The following is a 15,515-nucleotide window of genomic DNA, read 5'->3' as shown; positions in this document are numbered from 1 at the left end:
GGCTCAGGCCTCGCTGCGCCGGACCACGCGCCGCTTCACCCAGCGCACGCCGAGCCAGACCATGGCCACCACCAGCGGCACCGCCGCGCCCCGGAGCAGATCGACGGAGACATCCAGCCCCGCAGCGCGGCCGGCACCGAGCAGGTAGCCGACCAGGGAGACGCCGTAGTAGCTGATGGCCACCACCGACAGACCCTCCACCGTCTCCTGTAGCCGCATTTGCAGCCGGGCGCGGCGGTTCATGGAGTCCAGCAAGTCGCGGTTCTGTGCCTCCAGGGCCACGTCCACCCGGGTGCGCAGCAGATCCCCGGTGCGGGCCACCCGGCGGGCCAGCGACTCCTGGCGCCGGGCCACCGACTCACAGGTGCGCATGGCCGGCTCCAGGCGCCGTTCCAGAAAGCCCTTTATTGTCTGCATGCCCGGGATCCGCTGCTCGCGCAGTTCCGCCATACGCCGCTCCACCAGCGCGTAATAGGCCCGGGCGGCGTTGAACCGGTAATGGGTGGCATTGCCGATGCGCTCCACCTTCGCGGCCAGCGACGAGAGATCGGCCAGCAACCCCTGCTCATCCTCCAGGGCCCGAATATCGGTCAGCCGCTGGGTCATCGACGCCAGCCGCTCCTCCAGGGCCGTGAGCTCCGGGCTCACCTGCCCGGCGACCGGGAAGGCCAGCAGGGCCATCATGCGGTAAGTCTCGATATCCAGCAGGCGCTGCACCACACGGCCGGCCTGGCGCTCGCGCAACCGGATGTCGCGCACCAACATGCGCGAATAGCCGTCGTCGTGGATGCGGAAGTCGGTCCAGGCGCGGGCCGCCCCGTCAGAGACCACGCTGCCCACCACCGTGTTGCGATTGAACAGCGCCACGGTGTCGGCGACGCTGCGCGCCGGCATATCGGCGGACTCCAGGCCCAGATGGATCGCCACCAGCCGCTTGCCGGGCAACCGTTCAAGCCAGTCCAACGGCACCTGATCAATGGCCGGGTTCTCGAAGGGGTGGTCGAAGGCCCCGTGAACGAAAAAGGTGTAGGTGGAGAACTCCGTGCGCCGCTCCCACTTGAGCCGGAAGGGGCCGAAGTCCTCGCTCAGGTGGTTGGCACCGGACGCCGGCGGGGCCACGCCGAAGCGCTCGCACAGGGCGGCCACGTGTTGACGATCGGCGTCCGCGCCATGGCGCCCGGAGAGCATGGCCAGGTGGGAGACCCGCATCGGCGCACGCAGGATCTCAAAGGGCCGGGCGTGGACCTCGTCGTGGATCTGGCGACGCAGGGGGTGGTCCGTCAGGTGGTAGGCGTTGGCGTCATCGTTCATGCGGGCGAAAGATACCTCAGGTCTTCGCTGGGGCAAAGCGGGCCGTGTGTCGCAGCCTGGCCGACGACCGGTCTACGCCGTCCGGGCAAGGATGTAGAATAGGCCACCCACTCGAGCGAAGAGGAGCGACCTTGGCGCTGCTGCATCTGCACGACATCCACCTGGCCTTCGGCGGTCCGACGCTGCTGGACGGCGTCAGCCTGCAGCTGGAAGCCGGCGAGCGCATCGCCCTGCTCGGCCGCAACGGTTGCGGCAAGTCCTCCCTGCTGCGCCTGTTGGCGGGCGAACACACCCCGGACAGCGGACGCATCGAGGGCCTGGAACGGCTCGATGTCGCCCTGCTGCCCCAGGACATCCCCGAACGCATGGCGGGTAGCGTCTACCATGTCGTCGCCGAGGGGCTCGGCGAGCTGGGCGAACTGGTGGAACGTTACCACCAGACCAGCCGCCAGGTGGCCATGGGCGACGAGGCAGCCATGACCCGGCTGGAGCATATTCAGCACGAGCTGGAGGGGCGCGGCGGCTGGGCCCTTCACAATCGGGTGGAGGCCACCCTGAGCCGGCTGGGCCTGCCCGCCGATGCCCGCTTCGACCAGCTCTCCGGCGGGCTGAGACGCCAGGTGCTGCTGGCCCAGGCGCTGGTCCGCGACCCCGATCTGCTGCTTCTGGATGAGCCCACCAACCACTTGGACCTGGAAGCCATCCAGCGGTTGGAGGAGGTGATCGCCACCACCGAGGCCTCGGTAGTCCTCGTCACCCACGATCGCGCCTTCCTGCGCCGGGTGGCCACCCGGATCGTGGAGCTGGACCGCGGGCGGGCATACAGCTACCCCGGCGATTGGGACAATTACCTGCGCCGGCGCGATGAGCGGCTGAACGCCGAGGCCCAGGCCCAGGCGCGGGAGGACAAGCGCCTGGCCCAAGAGGAAGCCTGGATCCGCCAGGGCATCAAGGCCCGGCGCACCCGCAACCAGGGGCGGGTGCGGGCCCTGCAGGCGCTGCGTGAGGCGCACGCCGCCCGCCGGACTGGTCAGGGCACCAGCCGGCTGGACATCCAGGCGGCGGAGCAGTCGGGCAAGCTCGTGGCCGAGGCCGAGCAGGTCGGGTTCACCCTGCCCGACGGCCGGCCGCTGATCCAAGACTTCTCCACCACCGTGCTGCGCGGCGACCGCATTGGCCTGGTGGGCCCCAACGGCGCCGGCAAGACCACCCTGCTGCGCCTGCTACTGGGGCGGGTTCAGCCCACGGCGGGCCGCATCCGCACCGGTACCCGGCTGGAGGTGGCCTGGTTCGACCAGCTTCGGGAGACGCTGGACGATCAGCGCAGTGTCGCCGACAACATCGCCGACGGCCGCGAGTTCATCGAGGTGGGCGGCCGGCGCACCCACGTCCTGGGCTACTTGCAGGACTTCCTGTTCACCCCAGACCGGGCACGCAGCCCGGTGCACAGCCTCTCCGGTGGCGAACGCGCCCGGCTGCTGCTGGCGCGGCTGTTTACCCGCCCGGCCAACCTGCTGGTGCTCGACGAGCCCACCAACGACCTGGACATGGAGACCCTGGAGCTGCTGGAGGACCGCCTGGCCGATTATGACGGCACCGTGTTGCTGGTCAGCCACGACCGCGAATTCATGGATCAGGTGGTCACCAGCACCTGGGTCTTCGAGGGCGAGGGCCGGATCACCGAGCACGCCGGCGGCTACAGCGACTGGCTGCGCCACCAGGCCCAGCGCGACACCGAGCAGGGCCGCCAAACGCGCCGCACCGAGGCCGCCCAGCGGCCGGAGCGCCCGACCAGCCGCAGTCGCCGGCCCGCCAAGCTGGGCTACAAGGCCCAGCGGGAGCTGGCCAGCCTGCCCGAGACCATCGAACGGCTGGAGCAGGAACAGAGCGAGCTGCAACAGCAACTGGCCAACCCGGCGATCTACCGCGACCGCCCGGAGGATATCCCGCGCCTGCAGGCCCAACTGGAGGCCCTGGAGGAGCGGCTGATGAGCGCCTTTGAGCGTTGGGAGGAACTGGAGGCCCAGACCCAGGTCTGACCTCCCGGAGCCCGGGGCTGCGGCCAGATGCCCCCCCGGGCGTCATTCTGCCTGCCGCAATAAGGTGTTAAATTGGGCGCCGGGGCCCGGCTCCGGGGCAAGCAAGAGGTTTACATGCAAACATCCAACCCCTCCGGCAGCCTGATCGGCCGGGTGATCGGCGTGCTCGGGGCGATCGTAGTGATCGGCTTCACCGCCTTTCTGGGCGTCTTCGTCTTTCTGGCCCTGCTGGGCCTGGCCGCGGTGGGGGCCGTGGTCTTCGCCGTCCGCCTCTGGTGGCTGCGTCGTCAGCTCCGCCAGGCGGCCGAGCGCGCCCAGGCGCGCCACCAGCGCCAACAATCGGCCGCCGGCGGCCGCGTGATCGAGGGTGAATACCGGCGGGAGGAAGGCCGGCGGCAGGATTGACCCGTCGGGACCCTCTCCACCGAGCAGACCTTCAACAGCATAAGTGGCCCAAGTCAGCGTGCCCGGGCCATTCACCAGAAAAACGGGCGAAGGACATTGAGGGATCGTTTCACACTGACGATTACCGACTACCGGGGCTCCCGGCACTTCTCGCTACACCAACTGGTGAAGCGGGTGGCGCTGGGGACGGTCACCGTCATCCTGCTGACCTTCCTGGCCGGCGGCGCCACCATCTGGTGGCTCAACCACAACCTCACCGAGTTGGCCGAACGTCGCGACCAAGCACAGTCGGAGTACGAGCAATTGCAGGACCACAAGGTCCGGGTCATCCAGGCGATCGAACGGCGTAACGCCGAACTCAACCGCGTCATTGAGGAGCAGTCCGCCGAACTGAGCCAACTGGACCTGGAGCTGGGCCACATTGAGGCCATGGTCGGGCTGCGGCCGGAACCCGACGTGGGCCGCAGTCAGCGCCTGGACACCGCCAGCCAGACTGCCCTGGAGCGGGCGCTGATGCTGCAAACCATCCCCAGCGGCAACCCCATCCAGGGGCATAGCCGCAAGACCAGCGGCTATGGCTGGCGCCGCCACCCGATCAGCGGCGAGCGCTCTTTCCACGCCGCCGTGGACCTGGCCGCCGACCGCGGCACCCCGGTGGTGGCCACCGCCGACGGCGTCGTCAACTTCGCCGCGCGCCATAACAGCGGTCTGGGCAAGCTCGTCATCCTTGACCACAACTTCTCCTTCAAGACCTACTACGCCCACCTGGACCGCATCAAGGTCCGCCAGGGCGAGTTCGTCCCGGCAGGCACCGTGATCGGCCGCGTGGGCAGCACGGGCAGCGCCACCGGACCGCATCTTCACTACGAGGTCTGGCACCTGCAGCGCAAGCTCAATCCGGAGCCGTTCGTCGCCTGGGACATCGACAACTACGAAGCGCTTTTCGAGAAAGAGGGCCGGGTAAAATGGGACTCATTGGCAAAGGGGCTAAAACGCAGTCTAAGCCTACAGGAACGACAGTTATCGCTGCGGGTACCGAACTCGTCGGGGAACTGACCTGCGAGGTGGCCCTTCATCTGGACGGTACCGTGCGGGGCACCGTCCGCACCCACGGCGATGTCTCCATTGGTGAAAGTGGCCGGCTGGAGGGCACCATCCAGGCCGAACGACTGGTGGTCAGCGGCCATCTGGAGGGGGACGTGGACTGCCATGCGCTCGAGATTGTCGCCAACGGCAGGGTCCACGGCGATGTCTATAGCGATACCTTCGTGATCGAGCCGGGCGGCATCTTCCGCGGCCAGAGTCATGCCCGGGACGAGCAGCATCTGGCCCTCACCGACCAGCAGGAACGGCCGCACGCCCTGCCCGGCCACGACACCGGGGCCACCACGCCGGCGGACGACGACGCCGCGGAGCCGGAGGCCGCCCCGGGCCGCACGTAACGCGTCACCCGGGCGCCGGCCACTGCCGGCCCGGCGCCTCAGGCATGGCGGTGCACCGCCCGGCGCCGCAGCCGCAGGGCTCTCGGCCCGCGCGGCTGCTTCTGGTGCGCACGATTCACCCGCAGCCGCTGCCCCTGGTAGGGCTGGCCGTCCAGCGCCGCCATGGCCGCCTCCGCCGCCCGGACCTCCATCTCCACAAAGGCGAACCCGCGGGGTTCGCCACTGCTTCGATCCCGCACCAGTCGCGCCGAGCACACTTCACCATAGGGCCGGAACAGAGCCTCCAATGCCCCCTGTTCACAGTCGGTCGGCAGATTGCCGACGTAGAGCTGCTGCCTGTCCATGGGTTGACCTCCGCTTAACCCGTACCCGGTAAGAGCAGTATAGAAGGCTTTTCGCGGCTTGTTGCAACGCACCAAATGGCGTGCTATGTTGCATCGCACAAGTCATTAAGACACCTAATTGGAGGTGACCCCATGTACGAGCAGTTCAACAAGCAGTTCCAGGCGCAATTCGGCGATATTTTCAAGCAGATGGAAGGCCAGGGCGAACCGGTCCGCCGGATGATGGGCCTGATGCTGGAAGGCGCTGAAAAGTACACCCAGCTGCAGCTGGACATCCTGAGTTCCTGGTCTGACCTGACCTTCAGTCAGGCCCGCGCGACCCTGGAGATCAGCGACCAGAAGAGCCTGACGGACTACCTGGAGAGCCGCCAGAAGCTGGCCGAGCAGTGCAACCAGAAGCTCAACGAGGATGCCGGCAAGCTGGTGGACCTCGGCCGCGACTTTGGCGAGCAGGTGCGCAAGCTGGCCGCCGAGAGCGGCAGCCCGCTGGCCAGCATCCCGGCTGCCGCCGCAGCGGCGCCCAGCGCCAGCGCGCCCGCCCAGAGCAGCGCCAGCACCGGCAGCACGAGCGGCGGCAGTGGCGCGAAGCGCACCACCCGCAGCACCGCCAGCAAGGGCAGCTCCGCCCGCCGTACCACCAAGTCCGCTTAAACGGCGGCAACCACCGGTACAGGCCCCCACCGGGGCACGCCGGACACAAAAAACCGCCGCGCCTCACCGAGGGCGCGGCGGTTTTTTGTGTCCGGCGTCGACGGCGGAGGAGCCGGTCTCAGGAGGCCTGCTCGCGGGCGATGGCCCGATAGCCGATGTCGCGGCGGCAGAAGGCCCCCTCCCAACTGATCTCATCCACCAGCTCGTAGGCGGCGGCCTGGGCCTCGCTCACGGTATCCCCCAGGGCGCAGGCACACAGCACCCGCCCGCCGTTGGTCCGCACGCGCTGATCGTCGCCCAGCACCGTGCCGGCGTGGAACACCTTCTGACCGGCCGGATACTCGGTCCTAAGCCCGGTGATCTCGTGGCCTTTTTGATAGCTGCCGGGGTAGCCGCCAGCCGCCATCACGACACCCAGGGCGGCCCGCGGCTTCCAGTGCGCCTCCACCTCGTCCAACCGCCCATCCAGCGCCGCTTCGCAAAGCTCCAGCAGGTCGCTGTCCAGGCGCATGAGGATGGGCTGGGTCTCCGGGTCACCCATGCGGCAGTTGTACTCCAGCACCTTCACGCCACCTTGGGCGTCCACCATCAGGCCGGCATACAGAAAGCCGGTGTAACGCCGCCCCTCCTCGGCCAGCCCCTTGACCGTGGGGTGGATAACCTCGTCCATCACCTGCTTATAGCGCTCCGGTGTCAGCACCGGAGCCGGCGAGTAGGCCCCCATGCCACCGGTGTTCGGGCCCCGGTCGCCCTCGTCGCGGGGCTTGTGGTCCTGGGAGGAGGCCAGCGGCAGGACGTGCTCGCCATCCACCAGCGCGATGAAGCTCAGCTCCTCCCCCTCCAGGCACTCCTCCACCACAATCCGCTGTCCGGCCTCACCGAAGGCACTGCCGGTGAGCATGTCCTCGGCGGCCAGCAGCGCCTCGCCCAGGGTCCGCGCCACGGTGACCCCCTTGCCCGCGGCCAGCCCGTCCGCCTTCACCACAATGGGTGCGCCCTGTTCGCGAATATAGGCCTGGGCCGATTCCAGGTCGGTGAACACCTGGTAGGCCGCCGTGGGGATCTTGTAGCGGGCGAGAAAGTGCTTGGTGAAGGCCTTCGAGCCCTCCAACTCCGCCGCGCTGCGAGTCGGCCCGAGGCAGCGCAGGTTGTTCTCCTGGAAGGCGTCGACAATACCGGCCACCAACGGCGCCTCGGGACCGACCACGGTCAGCGCCACCTCCTCATCGCGCGCCAACTGCACCAATGCCGGGATGTCGCTGGCGCTGAGGCCCACATTACGCACGCCCGGCTCCAGCGCCGTGCCCGCGTTGCCCGGGGCCACCAGCACCTCATCGACGCGCGGCGACTGCGCCAGCTTCCACGCCAGGGCGTGCTCGCGCCCACCGTTACCCACTACCAGCACCTTCATCGCATCTGACTCCGTCTCGCTGGGGCGGCCCGGCTCAGTGCCGGAAGTGCCGCATACCCGTGAATACCATGACCAGCCCATGCTCGTCAGCGGCGTCGATCACCTCTTGGTCGCGCATCGAGCCACCCGGCTGGATCACCGCCCCAATGCCCGCCTCCGCCGCCTGGTCGAGGCCGTCGCGGAAGGGGAAGAAGGCGTCGGAGGCCATGGCCGCGCCCTTGACCTCCAGTCCGGCCTCGGCAGCCTTGTCGCGGGCGATACGGGTGCTGAACACCCGGCTCATCTGCCCGGCGCCGATGCCCAGGCTGCGCCCGTCGGCGGCGAATACGATGGCGTTGGACTTGACGTAGCGCACCACCGCCCAGGCAAACAGCAGGTCCTGCCAGGTCTGCTCGTCCGGCTGCTTGCGGGTGACCACCTTGAGCGCCCCCTGCGGCACCCGGGCGATGTCCCGCTCCTGCACCAGCAGGCCGCCGCCCACCCGCTTGTAGTCCAGGCCCGGGGCCCGCTCCGGCCCCCACTGGCCGCAGGCCAGCAGGCGGACGTTCTTGCGGGCGGCCACGGCCTCGCGGGCCTCCGCGGTGACGCTGGGGGCGATGATCACCTCCACAAACTGGCGCTCGACGATCGCCGCCGCGGTCCTGCCGTCCAACTCGCGGTTGAAGGCGATGATGCCGCCGAAGGCCGAGGTGGGGTCCGCCTCAAAGGCGCGCTCATAGGCACTCAGCAGGTCCTGGCCGACGGCCACCCCGCAGGGGTTGGCGTGCTTGACGATGACACAGGCCGGCGCCTCGAAGGCCTTGACACACTCCAGCGCCGCATCGGTATCGGCCACGTTGTTGTAGGACAGCGCCTTGCCCTGATACTGCTCGGCAGTGGCGACACAGGGCTCCACAACATCGTGCTCGCGGTAGAAGGCGGCCGCCTGGTGCGGGTTCTCACCGTAGCGCATATCCAGCGCCTTCTCGAACTGCACATTGAAGGTGCGCGGGAACCGCGCCGGTTCACCCTCGCCCAGCCGGGCACCCAGGTAACTGGCGATGGCCCCGTCGTAACGGGCCGTGTGCTCGAACGCCTTCACTGCCAGGTTGAAGCGGGTGGCCCGCCCCAGACCGCCTTCACGCTTGAGCTCATCGATCAACGCCTCGTGGTCGGCCGGATCGGTGACCACCGCCACATCGGCATGGTTCTTTGCCGCGGCGCGCAGCATGGCCGGACCGCCGATGTCGATGTTCTCGATGGCCTCCTCAAGGCGGCAGTCCGGATCGGCCACGGTGCGCTCGAAGGGATAGAGGTTGACCGCAAGCAGGTCGATGGGCTGAATGCCCTGCTCCGCCATGACCTCATCGTCGGTGCCCCGCCGCCCCAGCAGGCCGCCGTGGACCTTGGGGTGCAGGGTTTTCACCCGGCCGGCCATGATCTCGGGGAAACCGGTGTAGTCGGAGACCTCGGTGACCGGCAGGCCGGCCTCGCGCAGCAGTCGGGCGGTGCCGCCGGTGGAGAGCAGCTCCACCCCCTGCTCGTGCAGGGCCCGGGCAAACCGCTCGATGCCGGTCTTGTCGGAAACACTGATGAGCGCCCGGCGCACCGGCCGGAGGTCACTTACTGTGGCCATGGGAGCTGTCCTTCTGGTTGGGTGGGGCCGTGGGGTTACAGCTGGTATTCGCGCAGCTTGCGGCGCAGGGTACCCCGATTGATGCCCAGGAGCTGGGCCGCGCGTGTCTGGTTGCCGTCGGCGTAGTCCATCGCGGCCTGGATCAGGGGCACCTCCACCTCACGCATCACCAACTGGTGGAGGCCGTAGCAGTCGTGTCCGTTGAGCTGCTGGAAGTACTGACCCAGGGCTTCGGATACGGCCTCGCGCAGCGGCGCAATCGCGCTGTTACCGTGCGCGCCTGTGGAGGAGTTCGTTGTTTTGGCAGGTGACTGTTGTTCCATAGGGCGCTTTCGTCACGAGGAAAGGCTGCAAAGTTTCCTGCGGTTCGTCGGCCAATGCAAGCGCGGCCCGATCGTGCAGGGCACGACGGGTCCCGCCTCAATAAAAGCCCAGCTCAAAACTGGGTACCTGATCCGCTGGCACCATTATCTCCAGGCGCAACCGCTCGGCCTGCCCTGGGGCCAGCCCCGCACCCCCCGGCACGGCAGGGTGCAGGTAGTCCGTGGCGGTGAACCGCCGCACCCCCAGAGGCTGGCCATCCAGGTCGGTGATACGCACATGTATGTTCGGGAAATCCTGCCGGAAGGGCGCCGTGTTGACCAGGCGCCCCTCCAGGCGGATGACGTCCCGCCGGCGCGGGTGCTGTTCAAACACCCGGTCCCGCAACTGCAGGGCCCGAGGGTCGGAGAACCGGGGCAGCGCACAGCCCACCACGGCGCAACCGGCCTCGAGCCAGGGCCTGGCCAGCGGCTCCTGCGACAATCGGTCGCGGCAAAGATAGGCCGATTGCACCACCAGCAGACCGACCAACAGGGCGATGACCGCGCCGAACCGCCATGTCGCCCCCCGCGACCGACCCGCTGCTGCCACCGCTTACCCCCGTCGGGTGCCCGCCAACAGGGCCCAATCCCCCTGGTATTCCGGCCGCTCCATTTCGAACCAGGAACTATAGCACGCCCGCACCTGGTCGACCTGCCCCCGCAGGATCCCAGACAGGGCGATACGGCCTCCCGGCCGGACACTGGGCGACAACTCCCCCGCCATGGCAACCAGCACGCGGGCGAGGATGTTGGCCACCAGGACATCCGCCCCCGCCCGGGGCAGCGGGCCGGGGCCCTGGACCCGAATCCGTTCACCCACCCCGTTACGGCGGGCATTATCGGCCGTGGCCTGGCGGGCCTGCGGGTCGTTGTCCACGGCGGTGCAATGGCCGGCACCCAGCAGGCAGCCGGCCACCGCCAGGATCCCGGAGCCGCAGCCGTAGTCCACCAGCCGGGTGTCCGCCTGCAGCGGCAAGCCGTCCAGCCAACGCAGGCAAAGGGCCGTGGTGGGGTGGGTGCCGGTGCCGAAGGCCAGCCCCGGGTCCAGGCGCAGATTCACCGCCTCCGCTGCCGGCGGCGTCTGCCCCCAGGGCACCACCCAAAGCCGGTCACCGAAGCGCATGGGATGAAAATCGTCCATCCAGGCCCGTTCCCAGGCCCGGTCCACGAGCCGCTCCACCCGCCAGCCCCTGGGGGGTGCGCCCAGCACCTCGGCAACCCGGGCCTGCAGGCGCAGCGGGTCGACGGTGGCCGCGTCGAACAGTGCTGTCAGGCGCAGGTGGGACCAGAGACGCTGTTCACCGGGGCCCGGCTCCAGGATCTCTTCATCGTCCGGTTCGCTCAGGGTGATGGCGAGGGCGCCAAGCGCTTCCAGCAGGGCCTCTACACGGGGCACTTGCGACTGCGCACAGTCCAGGGTGATCTGCGTGTGGGGCACAGGGCGACTCAGCCAGCGTCGATGACCAGACAGGCGGCCTGCTCACGGGTGAAAAAGTGACCGTCGCGCTCGAATCCGGAGACGAGAGAGGGCTTTACGGCCAGCACGCGACCGTGCTCGTCGCGCCGCCAAACCAGCTCCTCCGGCAAACCGTCCAGGCGGTGGAAGGGTGCCAGGGTGCCGTCACGGTTCCGCGACAGATAGACCACGCCGGTCTCACTGTCGAGAAAGGCCGGACGAAACCCCTCCTTACGGTTGTGCTGGCTGACGCCGGCGGTACACCGAAAGGCCTCGTTCTCACTACGCAGCTGATCTGCCGTCATGGCGCGGGCCATGATCACCACCTCTAGCTGGTCGCTGCCCTAACGGGGGCAGCGGCGAGTCGCCTGTCTTTGAATGGAATGGCGCAGTATACGAACTTGTCATGCCAAGTCCAACAGACTGTCACCACTCTGCGTTACCCTGGCCGTCAGGATGGGCAAATAGCGTCCGGGAGGACGGCATCGCAATCTCCTGAGACAGACCTTGGTATTAGTGTAAGACCGAAAATAAAGTTGGCCAACCCACTTCGGCAACTTTTTTTTAAACCTCAGGCAAATAAAGCCGACAGCGGGGAAACAACACGAAGTTCCCCCGTCCGCCGGTACTGAATGCCGGTCTCAGCCCTGGTAGTTCTCGATGGACGCGCGGATCTCCTCCCGCGCGGACTCGGCCCCCTCCCAGCCGTCGATCTTGACCCACTTGCCGGGCTCCAGGTCCTTGTAGTGCTCGAAGAAGTGGCTGATTTGATCCAGCACCAGCTTCGGCAGGTCGTCCGGGCCCTTGATGTCGTCGTACATTGCGGTGAGCTTGCCCACCGGCACGGCCAGGACCTTGGCGTCCTCGCCCGCCTCGTCGGTCATCTTGAGCACCCCGATGGGGCGGCACTTGATCACCGAACCGGTGATGACCGGAAAGGGGGTGATAACCAGGACGTCGGCCGGATCGCCGTCGTCACACACGGTGTTGGGGATGTAGCCGTAATTGCACGGATAGTGCATCGCCGTGCCCATGAAGCGATCGACGAACATGGCACCGCTGTCCTTGTCGACCTCGTACTTTACCGGCTCACCGCGCAACGGGATCTCGATAATGACGTTGATCTCTTCTGGGGCTTTCTCGCCTGGGCCTACCCGTTCCAGGATCATGTGCGCTCTCCTCGTGATTGTTTCTGGACCCCGAGCCTTGCCCGGGCGCGGGATACGGGGGAGTATAAAGGATCAGGCTCACTTTTGCTGCATTGCGGGATAAACCAGCCGCTCCCGCCTGACCGCCATTCGGATCGTGTCTCAAGACTATGCCTTTTCTCGTGGAAAACTTGCGTGCACTGCTGCGCATTCTCGTCTTTCGGGCCAGTCCCGCCGAGCTGTCCGCCTCGCGGAACCTGTTGATCCTGCTCATCGCCGGCAGCGTCGGCATCGGCTATCTGGCGGCGGGGATCCTGCCGCAACCGGGCCCGGTGGAACTGCAACTGCTGGCGGCTATGATCGTGACCCTGGGGCTTGTCTACCTGGCCCTCTACTGGCGCGGGCTGCTCCCGCGCTTCAACCAGACCGCCAGTGCGGTGTTCGGCACCGACCTGCTGCTCAGTCTGCCCATGCTGCTGATCCAACTCCAGGTGGCTGCGGTGGACGAGGCCGGCGCCGGGCTGCTGCTGGCCGCCCTCACCCTTTGGGTCTGGCGCCTGGCGGTGCTGGGGCACGTCTTTGCTGAGGCGATGGACGTGCGGCGCAGCCTCGGCGTGCTGGCCGCGGTGGTCTACATGATTATTGTGCTGCAGATTGTCAGTGCCCTGGCACAATAGACCGGGTGCGCACCGGATAGGAGCAACCATGCATCTACACATCCTGGGCATCTGCGGCACCTTCATGGGGGGCCTGGCCCTGCTGGCGCGGGAGGCCGGTCACGTGGTGAGCGGTAGCGACCAGGGCATCTACCCGCCCATGAGCGACATGCTGGCGGAACAGGCCGTGGACCTGCGGGCCGGTTATGCCCCCTCACACCTGCAACCGCCCCCCGATCAGGTGATTGTCGGCAACGCCCTGTCGCGCGGTAATCCGGCGGTGGAGTACGTGCTGGACCAGGGCCTGCGCTACACCTCGGGGCCCCAGTGGCTGGGCGAGCACCTCCTCCACGACCGCTGGGTCCTGGCGGTCTCCGGCACCCACGGCAAGACCACCACCGCCAGCCTGTTGGCCTGGATCCTGGAGTACGCCGGATTGAACCCGGGCTTCCTGGTGGGCGGGGTGCCGACCAACTTCGGCCGCTCGGCCCGCCTCGGCGACGGGCCGTTTTTCGTCATCGAGGCGGATGAATACGACAGCGCCTTTTTCGACAAGCGCTCCAAATTCATCCACTTCCGCCCCCGCACCCTGGTGATCCACAACATCGAGTACGACCATGCGGACATCTTCCCCGACCTGGCCGCCATCCAGCGCCAGTTCCACCACCTGGTGCGCACCGTGCCGGGCAACGGCCTGATCATCGCCAACGGCGATCAGGCCAATGTTGCCGAGACCCTGGGCCAGGGCTGCTGGACCCCCACCCTGCGCCTGGGCACCGGGCCCGACTGCGACTGGCGCTACGACCTCAACGGGCAGGGCGAAATGGTGCTGCGCGGCGGGGATGCCACCCCGCTGACCGCCCGACCACCGCTGCCCGGCCTGCACAACGCGGCCAACTGCGCCGCCGCATTGCTCGCAGCCCGCCACGTCGGGGTCCCACTGAGCACCGGGCTCGACGCACTGGCCGGCTTCCGCGGCGTGAAGCGGCGCCTGGAGCTGCGGGGTGAGGCCGGCGGCGTGCGGGTGTACGACGATTTCGCCCACCACCCCACCGCCATCCGCGCCACCCTGGAGGCCATGCGGCCCGGCCCGGGGCGATTGCTGGCAGTGCTGGAGCCCCGCTCCAACACCATGCGCATGGGCATCCACCGGGAACGGCTGGCCGCCGCCCTCGCCCCCGCCGACGCCGTCTTCGCCCTGCAGGGCAAGGGCCTGGAGTGGTCGGTGGCGGACGCCCTGGCCGGGCTCACCCCGCCCGCCGAGGTGGCGCAGGACGTGCCGGCGCTGGTCCAGCGCATCCGGCAACAGGCCCGCCCGGGGGACCGGGTGGTGGTGATGAGCAACGGCGCCTTCGACGGTCTGCACGGCCGCCTGCTGGCGGCCCTGGATGGCCGGGAGGTCTCGGCATGATGCACGGCCACGTCACCCTGGCCCTGACCGGCGCCTCCGGCATGCCCTACGGGCTGCGCCTGCTGCAGTGTCTGCTGCACGCGGACACCCCGGTGCACCTGCTGGTCTCGGAGGCGGCCCGGGTGGTGCTGGGCCTGGAGACCGACCTGCAACTGCCCGCCAAGCCAAGCGCCATGGCGCGGCGACTGCTAGAGGCCTGTCGGCTCCCCGACTCGGCACCGCTGGCGGTATTCGGTGACCGCCAGTGGACGGCGCCCGTGGCCTCCGGCTCCGGCGCACCCCGCCAGATGGTGGTCTGCCCCTGCAGCATGGGCACCCTATCGGCCATCGCCACCGGCGCCAGCGATAACCTGATCGAACGGGCGGCGGACGTTGTGCTAAAAGAGAGAGGGAGGCTTATCCTGGTGCCGCGCGAGACGCCCTTTTCCGACATTCACCTGGAAAACATGCTTCGGCTCAGTCGCATGGGCACGGTTATCCTGCCGGCCAATCCCGGCTTTTACCACCAACCGGAGACAGTGGAGGCGCTGGTGGATTTCGTGGTGGCGCGCATTCTCGACCAACTGGGTGCCCCCCAGAGCCTGCTGCCGGCCTGGGGCGAGCGACTCAGTCCGACGGCCCATGGCGGAGGGCGGGCATCGTGAGCACCCTCCTGCCCCTGTTCCCGCTACAGACGGTCCTCTTCCCCGGCGGTCCCCTGGTGCTGCGCCTGTTCGAACCCCGCTACCTGGACATGGTGGCCCGATGCCTGCGCGAAGACCGGGGTTTCGGGGTCTGCCGCATCGTGGACGGGCGCGAGACCGGGGCGCCGGCCATCCCGGACCCGGTGGGCACGCTGGCCCGGATCATCGACTGGGAGAAGCGCAGCGACGGCTTGCTGGGCATCACGGTGCGGGGCGAACGGCGCTTCCGCATCGTCTCCCGCCACGTGGAGCGCGACGGGCTGCAACAGGCCGAGGTGGAATGGTTGCCACAACCCCCGCCGCGGCCAATCCCCCCCGTCCACGGCCCGCTGGCAGCGCTGCTGGAGCGCATCCTGCAACAGGTACGCGGCCCCTGGGCCGAGCTGCCGAGAGACTTCGACGACGCCGAGTGGGTGAGCTGCCGGCTGGCCGAGCTGCTGCCCATCCCGCCGGAGGACCGGCAACAACTGCTCGAGCTGGACGACCCGGTGGAGCGCTTGGCCGTGCTCCACAACGCCCTGCGCCAGACCGAGACCGCAGAGGACTGAACCGCGCCGGGCGCTGCGACCGGCCGAAGCCGG

The 15,515-nt window shown here is 68.3% G+C and carries 18 protein-coding genes; 9 read left to right on the top strand and 9 right to left on the bottom strand.

What is annotated here, in order from left to right:
* Window positions 1-3: 3 nt before the first annotated feature.
* On the bottom strand, window positions 4-1,311 hold the full coding sequence (locus MLG_RS03190; RefSeq protein ID WP_011628368.1) for a DUF3422 family protein: 1,308 nt from the start codon (window positions 1,309-1,311) through the stop codon (window positions 4-6).
* Between the two features lie 131 nt (window positions 1,312-1,442).
* Between MLG_RS03190 and MLG_RS03185 the strand changes: the two genes are divergently transcribed.
* From MLG_RS03185 to MLG_RS14665, 4 genes are all read left to right on the top strand, one after another.
* On the top strand, window positions 1,443-3,350 hold the full coding sequence (locus tag MLG_RS03185) for an ATP-binding cassette domain-containing protein (protein WP_011628367.1): 1,908 nt from the start codon (window positions 1,443-1,445) through the stop codon (window positions 3,348-3,350).
* Window positions 3,351-3,464: 114 nt separating this feature from the next.
* The gene (locus tag MLG_RS03180) at window positions 3,465-3,755 is read left to right on the top strand and encodes a hypothetical protein (protein WP_156774627.1); all 291 of its coding nucleotides are present in this window, start codon (window positions 3,465-3,467) and stop codon (window positions 3,753-3,755) included.
* A 96-nt stretch (window positions 3,756-3,851) separates the two neighbouring features.
* Window positions 3,852-4,811: a M23 family metallopeptidase gene (locus MLG_RS03175; RefSeq protein ID WP_011628365.1), complete on the top strand. Its 960-nt coding sequence runs from the start codon at window positions 3,852-3,854 to the stop codon at window positions 4,809-4,811.
* Between the two features lie 8 nt (window positions 4,812-4,819).
* The gene (locus MLG_RS14665; protein WP_011628364.1) at window positions 4,820-5,197 is read left to right on the top strand and encodes a bactofilin family protein; all 378 of its coding nucleotides are present in this window, start codon (window positions 4,820-4,822) and stop codon (window positions 5,195-5,197) included.
* Window positions 5,198-5,235: 38 nt separating this feature from the next.
* Here the strand turns inward: MLG_RS14665 and MLG_RS03165 are convergent, their stop codons facing one another.
* The gene (locus tag MLG_RS03165) at window positions 5,236-5,541 is read right to left on the bottom strand and encodes an RNA recognition motif domain-containing protein (RefSeq protein ID WP_011628363.1); all 306 of its coding nucleotides are present in this window, start codon (window positions 5,539-5,541) and stop codon (window positions 5,236-5,238) included.
* Between the two features lie 132 nt (window positions 5,542-5,673).
* On the opposite strand from MLG_RS03165, the gene MLG_RS14660 reads away from it, so the two are divergent.
* Window positions 5,674-6,192 carry a phasin family protein gene (locus tag MLG_RS14660; protein ID WP_011628362.1) on the top strand — a complete coding sequence of 173 codons (519 nt, stop codon included), beginning with the start codon at window positions 5,674-5,676 and terminating at the stop codon, window positions 6,190-6,192.
* A gap of 118 nt (window positions 6,193-6,310) precedes the next feature.
* On the opposite strand, the gene purD is transcribed toward MLG_RS14660, so the two are convergent.
* The 7 genes from purD to ppa form a co-directional block, all read right to left on the bottom strand.
* The gene (gene purD / locus MLG_RS03155; protein WP_011628361.1) at window positions 6,311-7,603 is read right to left on the bottom strand and encodes a phosphoribosylamine--glycine ligase; all 1,293 of its coding nucleotides are present in this window, start codon (window positions 7,601-7,603) and stop codon (window positions 6,311-6,313) included.
* A gap of 34 nt (window positions 7,604-7,637) precedes the next feature.
* Complete coding sequence (purH, locus tag MLG_RS03150) at window positions 7,638-9,218, bottom strand: bifunctional phosphoribosylaminoimidazolecarboxamide formyltransferase/IMP cyclohydrolase (RefSeq protein ID WP_011628360.1); 1,581 nt, start codon at window positions 9,216-9,218, stop codon at window positions 7,638-7,640.
* A gap of 35 nt (window positions 9,219-9,253) precedes the next feature.
* The gene (gene fis, locus MLG_RS03145) at window positions 9,254-9,541 is read right to left on the bottom strand and encodes a DNA-binding transcriptional regulator Fis (RefSeq protein WP_011628359.1); all 288 of its coding nucleotides are present in this window, start codon (window positions 9,539-9,541) and stop codon (window positions 9,254-9,256) included.
* A gap of 97 nt (window positions 9,542-9,638) precedes the next feature.
* Window positions 9,639-10,130 (bottom strand): DUF3426 domain-containing protein, encoded by a 492-nt coding sequence (locus MLG_RS03140; protein ID WP_011628358.1) that lies wholly within the window; start codon window positions 10,128-10,130, stop codon window positions 9,639-9,641.
* 3 nt (window positions 10,131-10,133) lie between these two features.
* Window positions 10,134-11,018 carry a 50S ribosomal protein L11 methyltransferase gene (gene prmA, locus MLG_RS03135; RefSeq protein ID WP_011628357.1) on the bottom strand — a complete coding sequence of 295 codons (885 nt, stop codon included), beginning with the start codon at window positions 11,016-11,018 and terminating at the stop codon, window positions 10,134-10,136.
* 8 nt (window positions 11,019-11,026) lie between these two features.
* Window positions 11,027-11,353 (bottom strand): hypothetical protein, encoded by a 327-nt coding sequence (locus tag MLG_RS03130; protein WP_011628356.1) that lies wholly within the window; start codon window positions 11,351-11,353, stop codon window positions 11,027-11,029.
* A 324-nt stretch (window positions 11,354-11,677) separates the two neighbouring features.
* Window positions 11,678-12,205 (bottom strand): inorganic diphosphatase, encoded by a 528-nt coding sequence (ppa, locus tag MLG_RS03125; RefSeq protein WP_011628355.1) that lies wholly within the window; start codon window positions 12,203-12,205, stop codon window positions 11,678-11,680.
* A 170-nt stretch (window positions 12,206-12,375) separates the two neighbouring features.
* On the opposite strand from ppa, the gene MLG_RS03120 reads away from it, so the two are divergent.
* The 4 genes from MLG_RS03120 to MLG_RS03105 are packed head-to-tail and all read left to right on the top strand — an operon-like array spanning window position 12,376 to window position 15,482.
* The gene (locus MLG_RS03120) at window positions 12,376-12,861 is read left to right on the top strand and encodes a hypothetical protein (RefSeq protein WP_156774626.1); all 486 of its coding nucleotides are present in this window, start codon (window positions 12,376-12,378) and stop codon (window positions 12,859-12,861) included.
* A 28-nt stretch (window positions 12,862-12,889) separates the two neighbouring features.
* On the top strand, window positions 12,890-14,251 hold the full coding sequence (gene mpl, locus MLG_RS03115) for a UDP-N-acetylmuramate:L-alanyl-gamma-D-glutamyl-meso-diaminopimelate ligase (RefSeq protein ID WP_011628353.1): 1,362 nt from the start codon (window positions 12,890-12,892) through the stop codon (window positions 14,249-14,251).
* A complete protein-coding gene (locus MLG_RS03110) occupies window positions 14,248-14,895 on the top strand; it encodes a flavin prenyltransferase UbiX (RefSeq protein WP_011628352.1) in 648 nt (215 codons plus the stop codon). Before mpl ends, MLG_RS03110 begins: the two co-directional genes overlap by 4 nt.
* A complete protein-coding gene (locus tag MLG_RS03105; protein WP_011628351.1) occupies window positions 14,892-15,482 on the top strand; it encodes an LON peptidase substrate-binding domain-containing protein in 591 nt (196 codons plus the stop codon). The genes MLG_RS03110 and MLG_RS03105 overlap by 4 nt, the downstream gene beginning before the upstream one ends.
* Window positions 15,483-15,515: the final 33 nt, after the last annotated feature.

Origin of the sequence: Alkalilimnicola ehrlichii MLHE-1 (assembly GCF_000014785.1) — a bacterium.
GTDB classification, from domain to species: Bacteria; Pseudomonadota; Gammaproteobacteria; order Nitrococcales; family Halorhodospiraceae; genus Alkalilimnicola; species Alkalilimnicola ehrlichii.
This window is presented reverse-complemented; position numbering and strand designations above follow the sequence as displayed.

Excerpts from the sequence above, each read along its gene's own strand:
- MLG_RS03190 (WP_011628368.1), bottom strand. The coding sequence starts at position 1,311 with ATGAACGATGACGCCAACGCCTACCACCTGACGGACCACCCCCTGCGT.
- MLG_RS03180 (WP_156774627.1), top strand. The coding sequence starts at position 3,465 with ATGCAAACATCCAACCCCTCCGGCAGCCTGATCGGCCGGGTGATCGGC.
- MLG_RS03165 (WP_011628363.1), bottom strand. The coding sequence starts at position 5,541 with ATGGACAGGCAGCAGCTCTACGTCGGCAATCTGCCGACCGACTGTGAA.
- MLG_RS14660 (WP_011628362.1), top strand. The coding sequence starts at position 5,674 with ATGTACGAGCAGTTCAACAAGCAGTTCCAGGCGCAATTCGGCGATATT.
- purD (WP_011628361.1), bottom strand. The coding sequence starts at position 7,603 with ATGAAGGTGCTGGTAGTGGGTAACGGTGGGCGCGAGCACGCCCTGGCG.
- purH (WP_011628360.1), bottom strand. The coding sequence starts at position 9,218 with ATGGCCACAGTAAGTGACCTCCGGCCGGTGCGCCGGGCGCTCATCAGT.
- fis (WP_011628359.1), bottom strand. The coding sequence starts at position 9,541 with ATGGAACAACAGTCACCTGCCAAAACAACGAACTCCTCCACAGGCGCG.
- MLG_RS03130 (WP_011628356.1), bottom strand. The coding sequence starts at position 11,353 with ATGGCCCGCGCCATGACGGCAGATCAGCTGCGTAGTGAGAACGAGGCC.
- ppa (WP_011628355.1), bottom strand. The coding sequence starts at position 12,205 with ATGATCCTGGAACGGGTAGGCCCAGGCGAGAAAGCCCCAGAAGAGATC.
- mpl (WP_011628353.1), top strand. The coding sequence starts at position 12,890 with ATGCATCTACACATCCTGGGCATCTGCGGCACCTTCATGGGGGGCCTG.
- MLG_RS03110 (WP_011628352.1), top strand. The coding sequence starts at position 14,248 with ATGATGCACGGCCACGTCACCCTGGCCCTGACCGGCGCCTCCGGCATG.